This window comes from Pseudomonas sp. S32 (assembly GCF_016648095.1).
GTDB lineage: Bacteria > Pseudomonadota > Gammaproteobacteria > Pseudomonadales > Pseudomonadaceae > Aquipseudomonas > Aquipseudomonas parafulva.
Window position 1 is genome coordinate 99,651 of sequence record NZ_JACVVF010000015.1, and the last position, 15,503, is coordinate 115,153.

The following is a 15,503-nucleotide window of genomic DNA, read 5'->3' on the forward strand; positions in this document are numbered from 1 at the left end:
TGCCGAGAGGGAGGCCTGGGGTGACCCCGAATTAGGCCTCCCTTTTTCTCTGGCGCCGTCCTAGACTGTCGGCTTCATCATTCGACAAGCTGAACACCATGGTTCGCCTACTCTTCTGGATCGTCCTGATCGCCGCCGCGTTCTGGCTGTGGCGCAAGTTCAAAGTCAGCCAGCAATCCCGCCCCGAAACGAAGCTGGATGCGCCCCTGAAAATGGTGCGGTGCGCCCATTGCGGCGTGCACTTGCCCACCGACCGTGCGCTCACCCAAGGCAACGAGTGGTATTGCAGCCAGGCCCACCTGCAACAGGGGCCTGGCCGTCAGGGCTGAAACTGCGCCCGGGCTGCTAACCCAAGCGCCCCTGCGGGGCATACGGTGCCGGGTCGATGATGGGCTCGGCCCCGGTCAGCAGGTTTGCAAGCAGCTGGCAGGACGCAGGCGCCAGTACCAGCCCGTTGCGGTAATGCCCACAGTTCAGCCACAACCCATCATGGCCGGGCACTGGCCCGATGTACGGAATGCCTTCAGGCGAACCGGGCCGTAGCCCCGCCCAATGCGCCACCACGCGCGCCCCTTCCAGCTCGGGCAGCAACTCCACCGCCGACGCCTTCAGGCTGGCCAGCGCTTCGTCCGTCGGGGTTTTGTCGTAGCCGGCGTGTTCGAGCGTGCTGCCCACCAGAATGTGGCCGTCTCGCCGGGGGATTGCATATCGCCCTTTGGCCAGCACCATGCTCGGCAGAAAATGCTCGTCGCATTTGAACAGGATCATCTGCCCCTTCACCGGCTCCACCGGCAATGCCAGGCCCAAGGTGCGCAACAGGTCGCCACTCCAGGCACCAGCACTGAGCACCACATCATCCGCTGCCAGCACCTCGTCGGCCAGTTGCACACCGGTAACCCGCCCGCCTTGCTGGACGAAGCCGGAGATCTGGCAGTGTTCACGCAGGGTGACGTTGGGCAATGCCAGTAGCGCTGCCTTAAGCGATTTCACTAGGCGCGGGTTGCGCACATTGGCTACGCCGGCCATGTAGATGGCCCGGCCAAACCCCGGCCCCAACACCGGCACTGCAGCGTAAACCGCTGCAATATCCACGGCACTCAAGGGCCGCTGCTGACGCGCCGCCCAGGCCAGTGCCTCGGCCTCGTCGTCCAGGTCCAGCCAGTACAGGCCGGTGGTGTGCACTTGCGGGTCAACGCCGGTGGTGGCGAACAGGTGCTGGCCCAGCTGTGGATAGAAATCCTGCGACCAGTGCGCCAACGCGGTGACGGCAGGGCTGTACCGCCACGGGTACAGCGGCGACACGATGCCACCGCCAGCCCAGGACGACTCACGGCCAACTTCGCCCTGATCGCACACCACTACCTGCCCGACGCTCGCCGCCAGGTTGTATGCGGTCAGCAGGCCGATCACCCCGCCCCCGACCACCACTACTTGCTTGCTCATGTGTAGATCCAACACCTGAAGTTAAACTGCAATGCACCGGGCATCATTGAACCTTCAGCTTCCCCAGCAATGCGTGCTGTCGATGGCACCTGGGTTGCCGCGTACCCCAGCATGGTCGAGCTGGAAGTCGCCACAACGGTCGTCGGCCATGCGCCCCTGCGGCAGCCGCAGGGCGCGCAGCGTGAAGGTATCGCTGCCACGCAGGGCCTGCAGGCTGTAGTCACGGTTACCGGCGGGCAGGTACAGCTCGCCCTCGGCATACTGGCCGGTGAGCACACGATGCCGCTCAAGCCGTAGCGCAGCGTCATGCAGCAGGCCGGCCACTTCGCTACGGGCGGCCTGCCGAAGGTGGTCGCTGTAGGCGGGGTAGGCAATGGCTGCCAGAATGCCGGTCACGGCCAGCACAATCAACAGCTCGATCAAGCTCAAGCCTTGCTGCATGTCAGTCTCCCTGCACTCTTTGCCGCCATGCGATGCGGCGGGTTTGATCGCCGTTGGTGGCGTAGACCGCCTCCAGCACCTGTCGCGGACGCGCCTGCAGGCTTACGGCCGTGACTCTGAACAACGTGACAGGCAGCCCCTCCGGCACATGCGCGGCACGCGTGCTGATACCCAGCTGCTGTATCTGATAGAACCCTTGCGCCGCTTTGTGCCAGTGGCCCTCAAGTGCGTGGGGGCGTTCAGGCGGGGCGCACGGTTGGCACGGTGCAGGCGCCTGGTGATGCAAAGCCCCCTGCCCTGCCAGCAACGTTGCCTCGGCCTGCTCAAACGCCAGCAAGCCATCACGCAGCACCCCGGCCATTTGCGTCTCAACCAGCGCGGCACGCAAGGCCGAGGCTGCGAGTACACCCAGCAACAGGCTGATGACCAGTGCCAGCATCAGCACCACCCCGCGCTGACGCGTCATGGCAAAACAGGGTTGCGCAGGGCAACACTCAAGCGGTGCCGCTGCTGCAGCTGCAAGGCGGGGTCATGCAGCGCAAGGTCCAGGTCGATACGCTGGCTGCCAGCGCTTGTGAGGTAGGCGATATCCAACGACTGCACGTGCTCCAGCAGCGGCTGGGTGCTGTTACTGCGAGTGAAATACAACGTGCTGCCCCTTAGCTCATAACGGTGCCGGCTGATGGGAATAGCCAGTTCACCGCTGCCCTGCACCTGCCCCACGGCAACCTGGGCGTGGTCCCGGCAATTGGTAAGCAGGGTCCAGTCCGGGTGCAGAACGTGGCCGGCCACATCCGCCACGACCAGGTTCAGGCTCGACGGGCCTACCTCCACTGGCCGGGTGAAAGCCAGGCGGGTGGCACTGTCGGGAAAGTCGCCAGGCAGCAAGCGCAGGCAACCGAACATGCCGGCCATGCGAATATCCTGGGCCATGCGCAGCAACGCCAGGCGTGCGTCCTCCTGCATGCGCAAGGCAACGCCCTGCAACCGCCACACCTGATGGGCAGAAGCGAACAGTTGGCTGGCAGTTGTGAGCAACATCAGCCCAATCGCCAGCGCCAGCAGCAGCTCCAGTAAGCCGAAGCCCCGTTCGACGCGCCTCATGGTTGCGCTCGCTCACGATCACTGTGAGCCGCCAGCGCCGCCTGCACGTCGACCCTGGCCCTGTCGGTGGCCTGCAGCGCCTTTACCTGGAGCGCCGCTGCCGCGAACAGGCCGGCGCCCAGTACCAGCACTGCCAGCAGCACTTCCAGCAGGGTCATGCCATGTTGCCTTGCGTGCATCCTTGCACCTCCTGTGACTTTTCGCGCAGGTGTGGTGTACACCTGCGACTGGCAGGGTTGCTCAACGCCCGTGAAGCTACAGCCAAGCACTTCCCGGGAGGAATGCACGGTGAAGCAACGTGGCGTAACACTGATACAAATGTTGTCGGCACTGGCCATCGCGATGCTGCTGGCACAGCTGGGCATGCCGGCCTACGCCACGTTCAGCGACGACCTACATCGGGCCGCTGCCGCGCGGGACCTGGCACAAGCCCTGCGAAGCGCTCGCGGGCACGCCATGCTGCAGGGCCAGCCGGTACGGGTGCAGGCACTGGACAACGCCTGGGGCAATGGCTGGGTGGTGATGCTCGAGCACAATGGGCAGGTGCTGCGCGAACACCGCCTGCCACGGCCACTGCGCATTGCGGGCAACGTTGGCGCAACCCTGAAGTTCAGCGCGGTGGGCATCCCCATGAGGCCTGGCGGTGGCTGGCTGGGGGGCACGCTGGACATTTGCGAGCGGGACACCGCGCTAAGCCGGCATCAGGTGGTGCTGGCTTCGAGCGGCAGGGTCAGGGTGGCGACCGAAGTGAATGAGACGCCACAGTGCCGGGGCACCTGACCAAAGGCGGCAGTTGAGGCCCGCCTTAAAGCAGCGAGCGCACGCGCAGCTCTTTGGGCATGGAGAAGGTGATGTTCTCCGCACGCCCGTCCAGCTCCTCGGCACCGGTTGCGCCCCAGGCCTTGAGCTGTTCGATCACACCCCGTACCAGTACCTCGGGGGCCGACGCACCTGCCGTGATGCCAACCCGCGCAGCCTCGGTGAACCAGCCCTGTTGCAGGTCCTCGGCACCATCGATGAGATAGGCCGGTGTACCCATGCGCTCGGCCAACTCGCGCAGGCGGTTGGAATTGGAACTGTTGGGGCTGCCCACCACCAGCAACACGTCACACTCGTCGGCCAGTTGCTTCACAGCGTCCTGACGGTTCTGCGTGGCGTAGCAGATGTCATCCTTGCGCGGCCCGCCAATGTTCGGGAAGCGTGCACGCAGGGCGTCGATCACCCGGCTGGTGTCGTCCATGGACAACGTGGTCTGGGTCACGAAGGCAAGGTGGTCAGGGTCTCTGACCTGCAAGCTGGCGACATCGCTCTCGTCTTCGACCAGGTAGATGGCACCGCCATTGCTGGCATCGTACTGCCCCATGGTGCCTTCCACTTCCGGGTGCCCTTCGTGGCCGATCAGGATGCATTCGCGGCCGTCACGGCTGTACTTGGCCACCTCGATGTGCACCTTGGTCACCAGCGGGCAGGTAGCGTCGAACACCTTCAGGCCACGGCCTGCTGCTTCCTGGCGTACGGCCTGGGAAACCCCGTGGGCGCTGAAGATGACGATGAAGTCATCCGGCACCTGGTCCAGCTCTTCGACGAAAATGGCGCCACGGTTGCGCAGGTCTTCTACCACGAACTTGTTGTGCACCACTTCGTGACGCACATAGATCGGTGGGCCGAAGACTTCCAGGGCACGGTTGACGATTTCGATCGCCCGGTCGACCCCCGCGCAGAATCCGCGGGGGTTGGCGAGTTTGATTTGCATGCTCGGCTCCAGGCTTACAGGGCCTTCACTTCGAGGATCTCCACCTCGAACGTCAAGGTCTTGCCAGCCAGTGGGTGATTGAAGTCGATGGTCACCTGGTCATCATCGAACGCTTTGACCACACCGGGCAATTCGGCGTTGGCGGCATCCTTGAAAATGATCAGCAGCCCTTCGGACAGCTCCATGCCCTCGAACTGGGACCGCGGCATGACTTGCACGTTCTGCGAATTGGGCTGGCCGAAGGCGTTCTCCGGGGCAACCACCACCGTACGCTTGTCACCGGCCTTGAAACCGAACAGTGCGGTTTCGAAACCGGGCAGCAGGTTGCCATCGCCCACCTTGAAGGTGGCCGGGGCCTTGTCGAAGGTGCTGTCGACGGTGTCGCCGTTTTCCAGGCGCAGGGCGAAGTGCAGCGTGACTTCGGTGTTCTGGCCGATACGAATGTCAGTCATGGGCCGGCTCCTCGGTCTTCTTGCTCTTGAACATGTCCAGCGCCAGCATCACCGCACCGACCGTGATTGCACTGTCGGCCAGGTTGAAGGCCGGGAAGTAATGCCGGTTCTGCCAGTGCACCAGGATGAAATCGACCACATGGCCCAGCACGACGCGGTCCCACAGGTTGCCGATAGCGCCCCCCAGCACCAGCGCCAGCGCCACGGCCAGCCAGGTTTCGTCACGCCCAAGGCGCTTGAGCCACACCACCAGCACGGCACTGACCACCACGGCGATGAGGGCGAACAGCCAGCGCTGCCAGCCTGCCCCGTCTGCCAGGAAGCTGAAGGCAGCGCCGGTGTTGTAGGCCAACGTCCAGCTGAAGTAATCAGGGATTACCACGATTTGCTGGTACATGGTCAGGGCGTTGTCGAAATACAGCTTGGTGGCCTGGTCCAGAACCAGCACCAGCAAGCTCAGCCACAGCCATGCAAGGCGCCCGAAGCGCCCCGCTGCAGGGTTAGGCATAGTGGCGCACCTCGCCCTGGCCGGTCAGGTTCTCGACGCAACGGCCGCAGATTTCCGGATGCTCCGGGTGGCTGCCAACGTCGGCACGGAAGTGCCAGCAACGGCCGCACTTGATGTAGCCTGACTTCACCACTTTCAGCTTCAGGCCTTCCACTTCGGTGGCCACGGCTTCGGCCGGCGCCTGAGCGAACGGCACCACACTGGCGGCTGAGGTGATCAGCACGAAGCGCAGCTCGTCACCCAGCTTGGCCAGGTCGGTGCTCAGGCCTTCGTCGGCGTACAGGGTGACTTCGGCTTGCAGGTTGCCACCGATGACCTTGGCGGTGCGCTGGTTTTCCAGCTCCTTGTTGACCGACGCCTTGACCGCCATCACGCGGTCCCAGTAGGCGCGGTCCAGCTCGGTGCCTTCAGGCAGCTCGCTCAGGCCCTCGTACCAGCCGTTGAGCATGACCGACTCGTTACGCTCGCCCGGCAGGTATTGCCAGATTTCGTCGGCGGTAAAGGCCAGGATCGGTGCAATCCAACGCACCAGTGCTTCACTGATGTGGTACAGCGCGGTCTGGCAGGAGCGACGCGCCACGCTGTTGGCGCCGGTGGTGTACTGGCGGTCCTTGATGATGTCGAGGTAGAAGCCGCCCAGCTCCTGCACACAGAAGTTGTGCACCTTGGAGTAGACGTTCCAGAAACGGTACTCGCCGTAGTGCTCTTCCAGCTCACGCTGCAGCAGCAAGGTACGGTCAACCGCCCAGCGGTCCAGTGCCAGCATGTCTTGCGGCGCCAGCAGGTCGCGCGCAGGGTCGAAGCCAGACAGGTTGGAAAGCAGGAAGCGGGCGGTGTTGCGGATGCGGCGGTAGGCATCGGCGCTGCGCTGCAGAATCTGCTCGGAAACCGCCATTTCACCGGAGTAGTCGGTAGCAGCAACCCACAGGCGCAGGATGTCGGCACCCAGGGTGTTGTTGACCTTCTCTGGCTCGATGGTGTTACCCAGCGACTTGGACATCTTGCGGCCGTTCTCGTCCACGGTGAAACCGTGGGTCAGCAGCTCGCGGTACGGCGCGTGGCCGTCGATGGCGCAACCGGTCAGCAACGACGAGTGGAACCAGCCACGGTGCTGGTCGGAACCTTCCAGGTACAGGTCGGCGCGCGGGCCGGTGGCGTGGCCGATGCTGTGGGAGCCGCGCAGCACGTGCCAGTGGGTGGTACCGGAATCGAACCACACATCCAAGGTGTCGGCGATCTTCTCGTACTGGTCGGCTTCAGCGCCCAGCAGTTCGCTGCCATCGAGCTTGAACCAGGCCTCGATACCTTCCTGCTCCACACGCTTGGCCACCTCTTCCATCAGCTCGACGGTGCGCGGGTGCAACTCGCCGGTCTGCTTGTTGAGGAAGAATGGAATCGGTACGCCCCAGTTGCGCTGACGCGAGATGCACCAGTCAGGGCGGTTGGCGATCATCGAGTGCAGGCGTGCCTGGCCCCAGGCAGGGACGAACTTGGTGTCTTCGATGGCCTTGAGGGCGCGCTCGCGCAGCGGCTCACCGGTGCTTGGCTGCTTGTCCATGCCAACGAACCACTGCGCTGTGGCGCGGTAGATCAGCGGCGACTTGTGGCGCCAGCAATGCATGTAGCTGTGGCTGATGGTTTCGGTGTGCATCAGCGCACCGACTTCGCTCAGTTTCTCGACGATGGCCGGGTTGGCCTTCCAGATGAACTGGCCGCCGAAGAACGGCAGCGACTCGGCATACACGCCGTTGCTCTGCACGGGGGTGAGGATGTCGTCGTTGACCATGCCATAGCGCTTGCAGGTAACGAAGTCGTCTTCACCGTAGGCTGGCGAGGAGTGAACCACGCCGGTACCGGCACCCAGCTCGACGTACTCGGCCAGGTAGATGGGCGACAGGCGGTCGTAGAACGGGTGGCGGAAGTTGATCAGTTCCAGCGCCTGGCCCTTGGCAGTGGCGATGACTGCGCCTTCCAGACCGTAGCGGGCGAGGCACGGCTCGACCAGTTCTTCAGCCAGCACCAGCAGACGCTCGCCGGTGTCGACCAGGGCGTAGGTGAAGTCCGGGTGGATGTTCAGCGCCTGGTTGGCCGGGATGGTCCACGGGGTGGTGGTCCAGATCACGATGGCAGCGGGCTTGCCCAGTGCCGGCAGGCCGAAGGCAGCTGCCAGCTTGGCTTCGTCGGCGACCGGGAATGCCACATCGATGGTCTGGGACTTCTTGTCGGCGTATTCCACCTCGGCCTCGGCCAGGGCTGAACCGCAGTCGAAGCACCAGTTCACGGGCTTGAGGCCCTTGAACACGAAGCCTTGCTTGACCATCTCGGCCAGGGCGCGGATTTCACCGGCCTCGTTGGCGAAGTTCATGGTTTTGTACGGGTTGCCCCAGTCACCCAGCACGCCCAGGCGGATGAACTCGGTTTTCTGCCCTTCGATCTGCTCGGCAGCGTACTCGCGGCACAGCTCGCGGGTGCGGTCGGCAGACAGGTGCTTGCCGTGGGTAACCTCGACCTTGTGCTCGATCGGCAGGCCGTGGCAGTCCCAGCCCGGCACGTACGGCGCATCGAAGCCGGACAGGGTCTTGGAGCGGACGATCATGTCCTTGAGAATCTTGTTCAGCGCGTGACCGATGTGGATCTTGCCGTTGGCATAGGGCGGGCCGTCGTGCAGCACGAACTTGGGACGATCCTTGCCAATTTCGCGCAGCTTCTGGTACAGGCCAATGCTGTCCCAGCGCTGCAGGATCTGCGGTTCGCGCTGAGGCAGGCCGGCCTTCATGGGGAAGGCGGTGTCCGGAAGGTTTAGCGTGGCTTTGTAGTCGGTCATTTCAGGCTCTTGGTTAGCGGTTGAGCGTGCCAATGTGCACGTGCGGCGGCGATATCCGCATCGATCGCCGACTTCAGCGCCTCCAGGGAGGCGAATCGCTGCTCTTCACGCAGCTTGTGGTGGAACACCACCGTCAGGCGCCGGCCATACAGGTCGCCGGCATAATCCAGAAGATGAATTTCCAGGTGCGGGCGCCCATCACCGGCAACGGTGGGGCGCACGCCGATATTACCGACACCCGGCCAAGCCTTGCCGTCGATCTCGATGCTGGCCAGGTAGACCCCGGACAGCGGCACGCGGCGGCGCTTGAGCTGGATGTTGGCAGTGGGAGTACCGAGCTGGCGGGCCAGCTTCTGGCCGTGCAACACGCGGCCAGTGATGCTGTAAGGGCGGCCCAGCAGGTGTTCGGCCAGTTCGAAGTTGCCATCGGCCAAGGCCTTGCGCACTTCGGTGCTGCTGACCCGCAGGCCGTCCTGGATCACCGTATTGGCGGCCTCGACGGTAAAACCGTACTGCTGGCCGGCCTGGACCAAAAAGGCGAAGTCACCTGCGCGGTCGCAGCCAAAGCGGAAGTCGTCGCCCACCTCCAGGTGCCGCACGCCCAGGCCATCGACCAGGATGGCCTTGACGAAGTCATCGGCGCCGAGTTCACCCAGGCGCTGGTTGAACGCCAGGCACAGCACCCGGTCGATGCCCTCGCCGGCCAGCAGCTCGACCTTGTCGCGCAGGCGGGCCAGGCGGGCCGGTGCAGTATCGGGGGCGAAATATTCGCGCGGTTGCGGTTCGAAGATGACCACGCAGGTGGGCAGGCCCAGTGCCTGGCCGCGCTCACGCAGGCGCGCCAGGATGGCCTGGTGGCCGCGGTGAACCCCGTCGAAGTTGCCAATGGTGGCGACACACCCCCGGTGTTCGGGGCGCAGGTTGTGAAGACCTCGAACCAGCTGCATAACGCGCTTCTTGCTCATAAAGTGGCCGATTATAACCACACCCGGGCGCCGGTAACAGGCAACAGCGCCCAAGGGCGGCATGGAATGTGAAAAACCGACACCTGGCCCGGCCGTGCTTCAGTGCAAGGCTTTGCGGGCGAAATGCCGGGGCCGGAAGCCGCACAGGTACAGGCAGCCAAAATAGGTCACCACCCCCGCCATGATCAGCGCCCCTAACCGCAACAGGCGCTCAAGCATGTTGCCCTGCTCCCAGGCGGGCAGGTAATGAAGGCCGGCCAGCAACACCGCCGACATCAGGCTGACCGCCAGCACCAGCTTGCACAGGAACAACACCCAACCGGGTTGCGGCTGGAACAGCTGATGGCTGCGCAGCTTCCAGAACAGCAGGCCGGCATTCAGGCAGGCACCCAGGCTGATCGCCAGGGCCAGCCCGGCGTGTGCCAGGGGGCCTACCAGTACCAGGTTGAACAGTTGTGTGCACACCAGGGTGAACACGGCAATCTTCACGGGTGTGCGGATATTCTGCTGGGCATAGAAGCCGGGTGCCAGCACCTTGACCAGGATGATTGCCAGCAACCCTACCGAATAGGCGACCAGGGCACGCTGGGTCATGGCCGCATCTACCGCACTGAACTTGCCGTACTGGAACAGCGCAACCGTCAGTGGCTCCGCCAGCAAAGCCAGGCCCAGCGTGCAGGGCAGTACCAGCAGGAAACACAGGCGCAGCCCCCAGTCGAGAATCCGCGAGTATTCCTCACGGTCCCGGTTGGCGTACGTCTTGGCCAGGGTCGGCAGCAGAATGGTCCCCAACGCTACGCCCAGCACGCCCGAAGGCAGTTCCATAAGGCGATCGGCGTAGTACATCCACGATACCGAACCGGCTACCAGGAACGACGCGAATATCGTGTTGATGATCAGCGAGATCTGGCTCACCGACACCCCGAGGATGGCGGGCAGCATCTGCTTGAGCACTCGCCACACCCCGGCGTCGCGCAGGTTCAGCCGCGGCAGCACCAGCATGCCGATCTTCTTCAGCGCCGGCAGTTGATACAGCAACTGGGCCAGGCCGCCCGCCAGCACACCCCAGGCCAGGGCCATGATCGGCGGGTTGAAGTACGGCGTCAGCCACACGGCGAAGGCGATCATGGCCACGTTCAGCAGGGTGGGCGTGAAGGCCGGCACCGTGAAGCGGTTCCAGGTATTGAGGATGGCGCCCACCAGGGACGACAACGAGATCAGCAATATATAAGGAAACGTCACCCGCAGCAGGTCGGTGGTGAGCTGGTATTTCTCGGCGCTGTCGACGAACCCTGGGGCAGTGGCCCACACCACCCAGGGTGCGGCCAGGATGCCGATGGCGGTGACCACGGCCAGCACCAGCGTCAGCAGCCCGCTGATATAGGCCACGAACGTGCGCGTGGCCTCTTCGCCCTGCTGGCTCTTGTATTCGGCCAGGATGGGCACGAATGCCTGGGAAAACGCGCCTTCGGCAAAAATGCGCCGCAGCAGGTTGGGCAGTTTGAAAGCAATGAAGAAGGCGTCGGTGGCCACCCCGGCGCCAAAGATGCGCGCAAGGATGGTGTCGCGGACAAAGCCCAGCACCCGGGAAATCATGGTGATTGAGCTGACCGCAGCCAGTGATTTGAGCAGGTTCATCGAAAAGATTCACGCCAATGGCAGAGGACGCTGCCAGACAGCGTCCGAATGTGCGATACTCCCGCGCCTTCGCAGGGGAGCCAAAAATTCCCGAGTTTACAGGTCGCGCAGCAGAAAGGAATCTTTCCCGCCTGTTGGTGCACCGCTCGGCGGAACCTTGCAAGTGGCCTTGACATCCGGTCGACTCATCGGCATGATTCGCGGCCTATTTTGTTTGCTATTTACCTAAAGTCTTTCGAGGAGCTCGACGGTGGCCAACACACCTTCCGCCAAGAAACGTGCAAAACAGGCTGAGAAGCGTCGCAGCCACAACGCCAGCCTGCGTTCCATGGTCCGCACCTACATCAAGAATGTAGTCAAGGCCATCGACGCAAAAGACGCCGACAAAGCACAAGCTGCTTACGTTCTGGCTGTACCTGTAATCGACCGTATGGCCGACAAGGGTATCATCCACAAGAACAAAGCTGCTCGTCACAAAGGCCGTCTGAATGGCCACATCAAGGCGCTGAAAGAAACTGCAGCTGCCTAAGCGACGTGCTAGTCGAAAAACCGACCCTAGGGTCGGTTTTTTGTTGCCTGCAGTTTGTAGTTTGAGCCCTCTACATCAAGGGGCCGCTGCCAACGGCCCCTCGATGGGTCACTTGCCCAGCTGAATTTTCGGTGCCCATTGCAGCCAGTCATCCTCGGCCTTGTCGAACAACGCGAAGGTCTGCTGCGGCCGCGCAGGGTTACCCATGCGCTCTCCATCCGGCGTGGCAAAGGCGATGCCGCCGTCGATCAGGGTTTCCAGCGACTCGGTACGCACGGTCGCCCCTTTCAACAGACCCCAGTCGAAACCGAAGCCACTGCTGTTCCAGAAACGGCTGCCGCTGCGCACCAGGCTGGCATAACGGGGCTCGATCAGGATGTGGATCAGCACGCGGTCAGCGCTCTGACCAAGCTCGAAGCCAGTGACCTTGCCCACTGCGACCTCGCGGTACGTCACCGGCACACCAGCCTTGATCGAGCCACGGCGCGGCGCACTGAGGGTCAACGGCAGGCCTACTTCGGGGTCCGCTACCTCCGGCGCATCGGCCAGGGCGATGAAATCACGCTGCGGCCCCCGGTCCTTGGCGGCAGGCTGCACTTCCAGGTACTGCCCGCTGATCAAGGTATCGAGGTTTTCTGTGCGCACCAGGCCCAGGGCCGGCTTGACCACCCAGAACTGGGTGCCAACACGGGCGATCTTGTCAGCCGCCTCGGTGATACGCGCGCGCAACAGCACGGCCTGAAGGTCTGCCGTAAGGTCGACGCTCTCGATGCTACCCACATCCAGCCCACGAAAGCGGATGGCGGTACCTGGCTTCAACCCATCAGCCCGCTGCACCCGGATGGTAACCAGGGTGCCCGCACGGTTCACCGCCTCCTGGTTCTCATGCAGGCGGAAGCGCGGAATGTGGCGCTTGAGCGGTGCATTCGCCCGTGGCGTGTCGAAGGCGATACCCCCTGCCATCAAGGTCTGCAGGGATTCACTCTTCACCTTGATACCCGAGAGGCCACCGGTAAGGGTAATGCCGCTGGCATTCCAGAAGCGTGACGATGCATTGACCAGCTTTTCGTATTCCTTTTCGATGTGAACGCCAATCAGGATACGGTTGCTGTCGCGGGCGAACTGGTAGCTTTGCACGCTGCCCACTTTCACCTGGCGGTACATCACCGGGCTGCCCACTTCGAGCGAGCCCAGCGTATCGGCGAACAGCACCATGTGCAGGCCGGGCGCTTTCAGGTCCAGTGGCGGCGCCTTGGCCCGCGCTTCGAACTCACGCTCAGGCCTCGCGCCCTTCTCACCCGGGCGGATGGCGATGTAGTTGCCCTTTACCAGCGCTTCCAGGCCGGTGATCCCGGCAAGCGAGATCGACGGCTTGACCACCCAGAACTGGGTGCCCTCCACCAGGTAATCCTCGGTCAGCGGGTCCAGGGTGAGCTCGGCGGTGGCGCTGGACAGGTTGTCCTCCATCTTCAGGGTTTTCAGCGACCCCACCTGGATACCTTTGTACATGACCGGCGTACGGCCAGCCTGCAGGCCCTCGTAGTCGCTGAGCTTCACCTTCACGCGGATGCCCGCCTGGGCGGCATCGAAGTCCTCATAAAGCCGGAACGGCAGGCTCGGGTCGGTTGGCGGGCTGTCCTTGCGATGCTCCGGCGTCGCGAAGGCGATACCGCCAGCAACGATGCTGGACAACGATTCGCTGCGCACCTTCACGCCAGAGAGCGAGGCATCGATGCTGACGCCGCTGGCGTTCCAGAAGCGCGTGTGCTTGCGCACCAGGTTGGCGTAGGCAGGTTCAATGAAGACCTTTACCTCGACCGTGCTCTGGTCGTCGGACAGGCGATAGCTCTTCACCCGCCCAACCTGGATCTGCTTGTAGAACACCGGGCTGTCGCGGTTGAGTGACCCCAGCCGCTCGGCCTTCAGCACAAGGTGCAGCCCCGGTTCGGAATCCGAGAGCGGGGGCGCAACCTTGAGTGCGGTGAAGCGCTTGGTCGGCTCGCCCTCCCCTGGGCTGACGGCAATGTAGTTACCTGATACCAGCGTTTCTAGCCCGGTAATACCTGCCAGGCTGACGCTCGGCTTCACCAGCCAAAAGCGGGTGCCTTTGTTCAGGTGGTTCTCTGCCGCCTGGTTCATTTCGATAGTGGCGATAACGCCCTGATTCTCACCCTTGGCATCCAGCACCAGGCTTTTCACCTTACCGACAGGCATGCCCTTGTAGATTACCTCGGTCTTGTTGGCGACGATGCCTTCGCCCGACTCGAAGCGCACTTCAATCTGCACGCCAGCTTCGCGGTAGGCCTGCCACGCAAGCCAGCCGCCGATCATCAAGGCGATCAGGGGCAGGATCCAGATGGCCGACCAGTTGGAAGCGGGGCGGGTTTGGGCCGTTGGCAGGTCACTCATGGTCGTCATCCGACTCCGTATTGTCCCAAATCAGGCGGGGATCGAAGGTCAAAGCAGCAAGCATCGTCAGAATCACCACGGTTGCAAAGGCGACAGCGCCCAAATTGGCTTCGACACTGGCTATCCGCCCGAAATTCACCACTGCCACCAGGATGGCAATGACGAAGATATCGAGCATGGACCAGCGCCCTATGAATTCGATGAAGCGGTACATCCAGATGCGTTGCCGTGCTGACAGTGGCTGGCGACGCTGGACCGAATACAGCAGCAAGGCAATACCCACCAGCTTGAACGTCGGCACCAGGATGCTGGCAACGAACACTACCGCAGCGATCGGCACCATGCCGTGTTTGAGCAGGGCAATGACGCCCGACATGATGGTGTCGGGGCTGCCCTGGCCAAATGAGCTGACCGTCATGATCGGCAGCACATTGGCAGGGATGTACAGAATGAACGCCGCCACCAGCAGCGCCCAGGTGCGCACGATGCTGTTGGGCCTGCGTGCGTGCACCAAGGCACCACACCGGGTGCAGGTTTGCGAAGTGTCGCCAGGCACCTGCCGGTTCAGTTCATGACACTCATTGCAGACAACAATGCCTGCATCAATCGCCCGCATGCAGGTCCTCCCCCGATAACGCACTCCAGATCTGGTGCGGTGACATCACCACTTCAAGCCACACCTGAACCAGCAACAGGCTGATGAAACAGAACAGGCCAAGGCCCACGGTAATCTCGGCCAGGTCCACGAGTTTCACGATGGCCACCAACACACCCATGAAATAGACCTCGAGCATGCCCCAGTCTCGCAGGTGGTGATAGATGCGATAGAACAGCAACCCAAACTTGCGCCCAACGTTCAGCCGAATGGCCAGCAACACAGCCAACTGGCAAAGCAGCTTGGACAACGGAATCGCCATGCTGCACAGGAACACGACAATGGCCACCCCACGCATGCCCGAGTCGTATAGGCCCAGTACGCCACTCCAGACCGTGTCGTCCGAGGTTTGACCCAATAGGTGCAACTGCATGATCGGCAGGAAGTTGGCCGGGATGAACAGCAGCAGCGCAGTGAGCACCAGGGCCAGGCTGCGGTTCACCACGTTGTGCCGGTGGGCGTATAGCTCGTATCCACAGCGTGGGCATAACGCCTTTTCACCATTGTGTAGAACAGGCTTGCGCAGCAACAGATCACATTCATGGCAGGCGACCAGTTCGTCCAGCGGTAGGTCGGCCAGTGCTTCTGGTTCGGCAGGGTTGGGCATAGGGTGCTTCTGACTGGGTGGGTGGGGTTATTCTAGTGGCCTTGGCTGGGTTTGTGGGAGGCGCTTGTGTCTAGGCAGGCCCAAAGGGGCGACGGTTCACGGGCCCGACCAGCGTCGCTTTTTCATCGCACAAAGACAAAACCCCTACCTGCATGCGCAGATAGGGGTTTTGCGA

General features: G+C 62.9%; 17 protein-coding genes. 3 read left to right on the forward strand and 14 right to left on the reverse strand.

Annotation, left to right across the window (positions count from 1 at the left end):
• Window positions 1-98 precede the first annotated feature (98 nt).
• Window positions 99-329, forward strand: a complete 231-nt coding sequence (locus tag IAE38_RS10980) for a PP0621 family protein (protein WP_201163542.1) — start codon at window positions 99-101, stop codon at window positions 327-329.
• 16 nt (window positions 330-345) lie between these two features.
• On the opposite strand, the gene thiO is transcribed toward IAE38_RS10980, so the two are convergent.
• From thiO to IAE38_RS11005, 5 genes are read right to left on the reverse strand one after another with little or no spacing between them, the layout of a single operon-like run.
• Window positions 346-1,443: a glycine oxidase ThiO gene (gene thiO / locus IAE38_RS10985; protein WP_201217574.1), complete on the reverse strand. Its 1,098-nt coding sequence runs from the start codon at window positions 1,441-1,443 to the stop codon at window positions 346-348.
• A gap of 54 nt (window positions 1,444-1,497) precedes the next feature.
• Window positions 1,498-1,884, reverse strand: coding sequence for a type IV pilin protein (locus IAE38_RS10990; RefSeq protein ID WP_201163540.1), 387 nt, complete (start codon window positions 1,882-1,884; stop codon window positions 1,498-1,500).
• Between the two features lies 1 nt (window position 1,885).
• On the reverse strand, window positions 1,886-2,350 hold the full coding sequence (locus IAE38_RS10995; protein WP_201217575.1) for a pilus assembly PilX family protein: 465 nt from the start codon (window positions 2,348-2,350) through the stop codon (window positions 1,886-1,888).
• On the reverse strand, window positions 2,347-2,988 hold the full coding sequence (locus IAE38_RS11000) for a PilW family protein (RefSeq protein WP_201217576.1): 642 nt from the start codon (window positions 2,986-2,988) through the stop codon (window positions 2,347-2,349). Before IAE38_RS11000 ends, IAE38_RS10995 begins: the two co-directional genes overlap by 4 nt.
• Window positions 2,985-3,167 (reverse strand): prepilin-type N-terminal cleavage/methylation domain-containing protein, encoded by a 183-nt coding sequence (locus tag IAE38_RS11005; RefSeq protein ID WP_201217577.1) that lies wholly within the window; start codon window positions 3,165-3,167, stop codon window positions 2,985-2,987. Before IAE38_RS11005 ends, IAE38_RS11000 begins: the two co-directional genes overlap by 4 nt.
• Before the next feature lie 109 nt (window positions 3,168-3,276).
• Between IAE38_RS11005 and IAE38_RS11010 the strand changes: the two genes are divergently transcribed.
• On the forward strand, window positions 3,277-3,768 hold the full coding sequence (locus tag IAE38_RS11010) for a GspH/FimT family pseudopilin (RefSeq protein ID WP_201217578.1): 492 nt from the start codon (window positions 3,277-3,279) through the stop codon (window positions 3,766-3,768).
• 25 nt (window positions 3,769-3,793) lie between these two features.
• Here the strand turns inward: IAE38_RS11010 and ispH are convergent, their stop codons facing one another.
• From ispH to murJ, 6 genes are all read right to left on the reverse strand, one after another.
• Complete coding sequence (gene ispH / locus IAE38_RS11015; RefSeq protein ID WP_201217579.1) at window positions 3,794-4,741, reverse strand: 4-hydroxy-3-methylbut-2-enyl diphosphate reductase; 948 nt, start codon at window positions 4,739-4,741, stop codon at window positions 3,794-3,796.
• Window positions 4,742-4,755: 14 nt separating this feature from the next.
• The gene (locus IAE38_RS11020) at window positions 4,756-5,193 is read right to left on the reverse strand and encodes an FKBP-type peptidyl-prolyl cis-trans isomerase (RefSeq protein WP_028631786.1); all 438 of its coding nucleotides are present in this window, start codon (window positions 5,191-5,193) and stop codon (window positions 4,756-4,758) included.
• Window positions 5,186-5,701, reverse strand: a complete 516-nt coding sequence (gene lspA / locus IAE38_RS11025) for a signal peptidase II (RefSeq protein ID WP_060482371.1) — start codon at window positions 5,699-5,701, stop codon at window positions 5,186-5,188. The genes IAE38_RS11020 and lspA overlap by 8 nt, the downstream gene beginning before the upstream one ends.
• Complete coding sequence (gene ileS / locus IAE38_RS11030; RefSeq protein ID WP_201163535.1) at window positions 5,694-8,525, reverse strand: isoleucine--tRNA ligase; 2,832 nt, start codon at window positions 8,523-8,525, stop codon at window positions 5,694-5,696. The genes lspA and ileS overlap by 8 nt, the downstream gene beginning before the upstream one ends.
• A complete protein-coding gene (ribF, locus tag IAE38_RS11035; protein WP_028631789.1) occupies window positions 8,522-9,472 on the reverse strand; it encodes a bifunctional riboflavin kinase/FAD synthetase in 951 nt (316 codons plus the stop codon). The genes ileS and ribF overlap by 4 nt, the downstream gene beginning before the upstream one ends.
• 117 nt (window positions 9,473-9,589) lie before the next feature.
• Complete coding sequence (murJ, locus tag IAE38_RS11040; protein ID WP_028631790.1) at window positions 9,590-11,128, reverse strand: murein biosynthesis integral membrane protein MurJ; 1,539 nt, start codon at window positions 11,126-11,128, stop codon at window positions 9,590-9,592.
• A gap of 250 nt (window positions 11,129-11,378) precedes the next feature.
• Here murJ and rpsT point away from each other — a divergent pair, with 250 nt between their 5' ends.
• On the forward strand, window positions 11,379-11,657 hold the full coding sequence (gene rpsT, locus IAE38_RS11045; protein WP_028631791.1) for a 30S ribosomal protein S20: 279 nt from the start codon (window positions 11,379-11,381) through the stop codon (window positions 11,655-11,657).
• Window positions 11,658-11,765: 108 nt separating this feature from the next.
• Here rpsT and IAE38_RS11050 read toward each other — a convergent pair whose 3' ends face one another.
• The 3 genes from IAE38_RS11050 to IAE38_RS11060 are packed head-to-tail and all read right to left on the reverse strand — an operon-like array spanning window position 11,766 to window position 15,328.
• On the reverse strand, window positions 11,766-14,066 hold the full coding sequence (locus IAE38_RS11050; RefSeq protein ID WP_201217580.1) for a PqiB family protein: 2,301 nt from the start codon (window positions 14,064-14,066) through the stop codon (window positions 11,766-11,768).
• Window positions 14,059-14,682 carry a paraquat-inducible protein A gene (locus tag IAE38_RS11055; RefSeq protein ID WP_028631793.1) on the reverse strand — a complete coding sequence of 208 codons (624 nt, stop codon included), beginning with the start codon at window positions 14,680-14,682 and terminating at the stop codon, window positions 14,059-14,061. Before IAE38_RS11055 ends, IAE38_RS11050 begins: the two co-directional genes overlap by 8 nt.
• Complete coding sequence (locus IAE38_RS11060; protein WP_201163532.1) at window positions 14,669-15,328, reverse strand: paraquat-inducible protein A; 660 nt, start codon at window positions 15,326-15,328, stop codon at window positions 14,669-14,671. Before IAE38_RS11060 ends, IAE38_RS11055 begins: the two co-directional genes overlap by 14 nt.
• Window positions 15,329-15,503: the final 175 nt, after the last annotated feature.

What these genes read in the sequence shown, in the direction of transcription:
- IAE38_RS10980 (WP_201163542.1), top strand. Translation starts at nt 99, where the DNA reads ATGGTTCGCCTACTCTTCTGGATCGTCCTGATCGCCGCCGCGTTCTGG.
- thiO (WP_201217574.1), bottom strand. Translation starts at nt 1,443, where the DNA reads ATGAGCAAGCAAGTAGTGGTGGTCGGGGGCGGGGTGATCGGCCTGCTG.
- IAE38_RS10990 (WP_201163540.1), bottom strand. Translation starts at nt 1,884, where the DNA reads ATGCAGCAAGGCTTGAGCTTGATCGAGCTGTTGATTGTGCTGGCCGTG.
- IAE38_RS10995 (WP_201217575.1), bottom strand. Translation starts at nt 2,350, where the DNA reads ATGACGCGTCAGCGCGGGGTGGTGCTGATGCTGGCACTGGTCATCAGC.
- IAE38_RS11000 (WP_201217576.1), bottom strand. Translation starts at nt 2,988, where the DNA reads ATGAGGCGCGTCGAACGGGGCTTCGGCTTACTGGAGCTGCTGCTGGCG.
- IAE38_RS11005 (WP_201217577.1), bottom strand. Translation starts at nt 3,167, where the DNA reads ATGCACGCAAGGCAACATGGCATGACCCTGCTGGAAGTGCTGCTGGCA.
- ispH (WP_201217579.1), bottom strand. Translation starts at nt 4,741, where the DNA reads ATGCAAATCAAACTCGCCAACCCCCGCGGATTCTGCGCGGGGGTCGAC.
- IAE38_RS11020 (WP_028631786.1), bottom strand. Translation starts at nt 5,193, where the DNA reads ATGACTGACATTCGTATCGGCCAGAACACCGAAGTCACGCTGCACTTC.
- lspA (WP_060482371.1), bottom strand. Translation starts at nt 5,701, where the DNA reads ATGCCTAACCCTGCAGCGGGGCGCTTCGGGCGCCTTGCATGGCTGTGG.
- ileS (WP_201163535.1), bottom strand. Translation starts at nt 8,525, where the DNA reads ATGACCGACTACAAAGCCACGCTAAACCTTCCGGACACCGCCTTCCCC.
- ribF (WP_028631789.1), bottom strand. Translation starts at nt 9,472, where the DNA reads ATGCAGCTGGTTCGAGGTCTTCACAACCTGCGCCCCGAACACCGGGGG.
- murJ (WP_028631790.1), bottom strand. Translation starts at nt 11,128, where the DNA reads ATGAACCTGCTCAAATCACTGGCTGCGGTCAGCTCAATCACCATGATT.
- IAE38_RS11050 (WP_201217580.1), bottom strand. Translation starts at nt 14,066, where the DNA reads ATGAGTGACCTGCCAACGGCCCAAACCCGCCCCGCTTCCAACTGGTCG.
- IAE38_RS11055 (WP_028631793.1), bottom strand. Translation starts at nt 14,682, where the DNA reads ATGCGGGCGATTGATGCAGGCATTGTTGTCTGCAATGAGTGTCATGAA.
- IAE38_RS11060 (WP_201163532.1), bottom strand. Translation starts at nt 15,328, where the DNA reads ATGCCCAACCCTGCCGAACCAGAAGCACTGGCCGACCTACCGCTGGAC.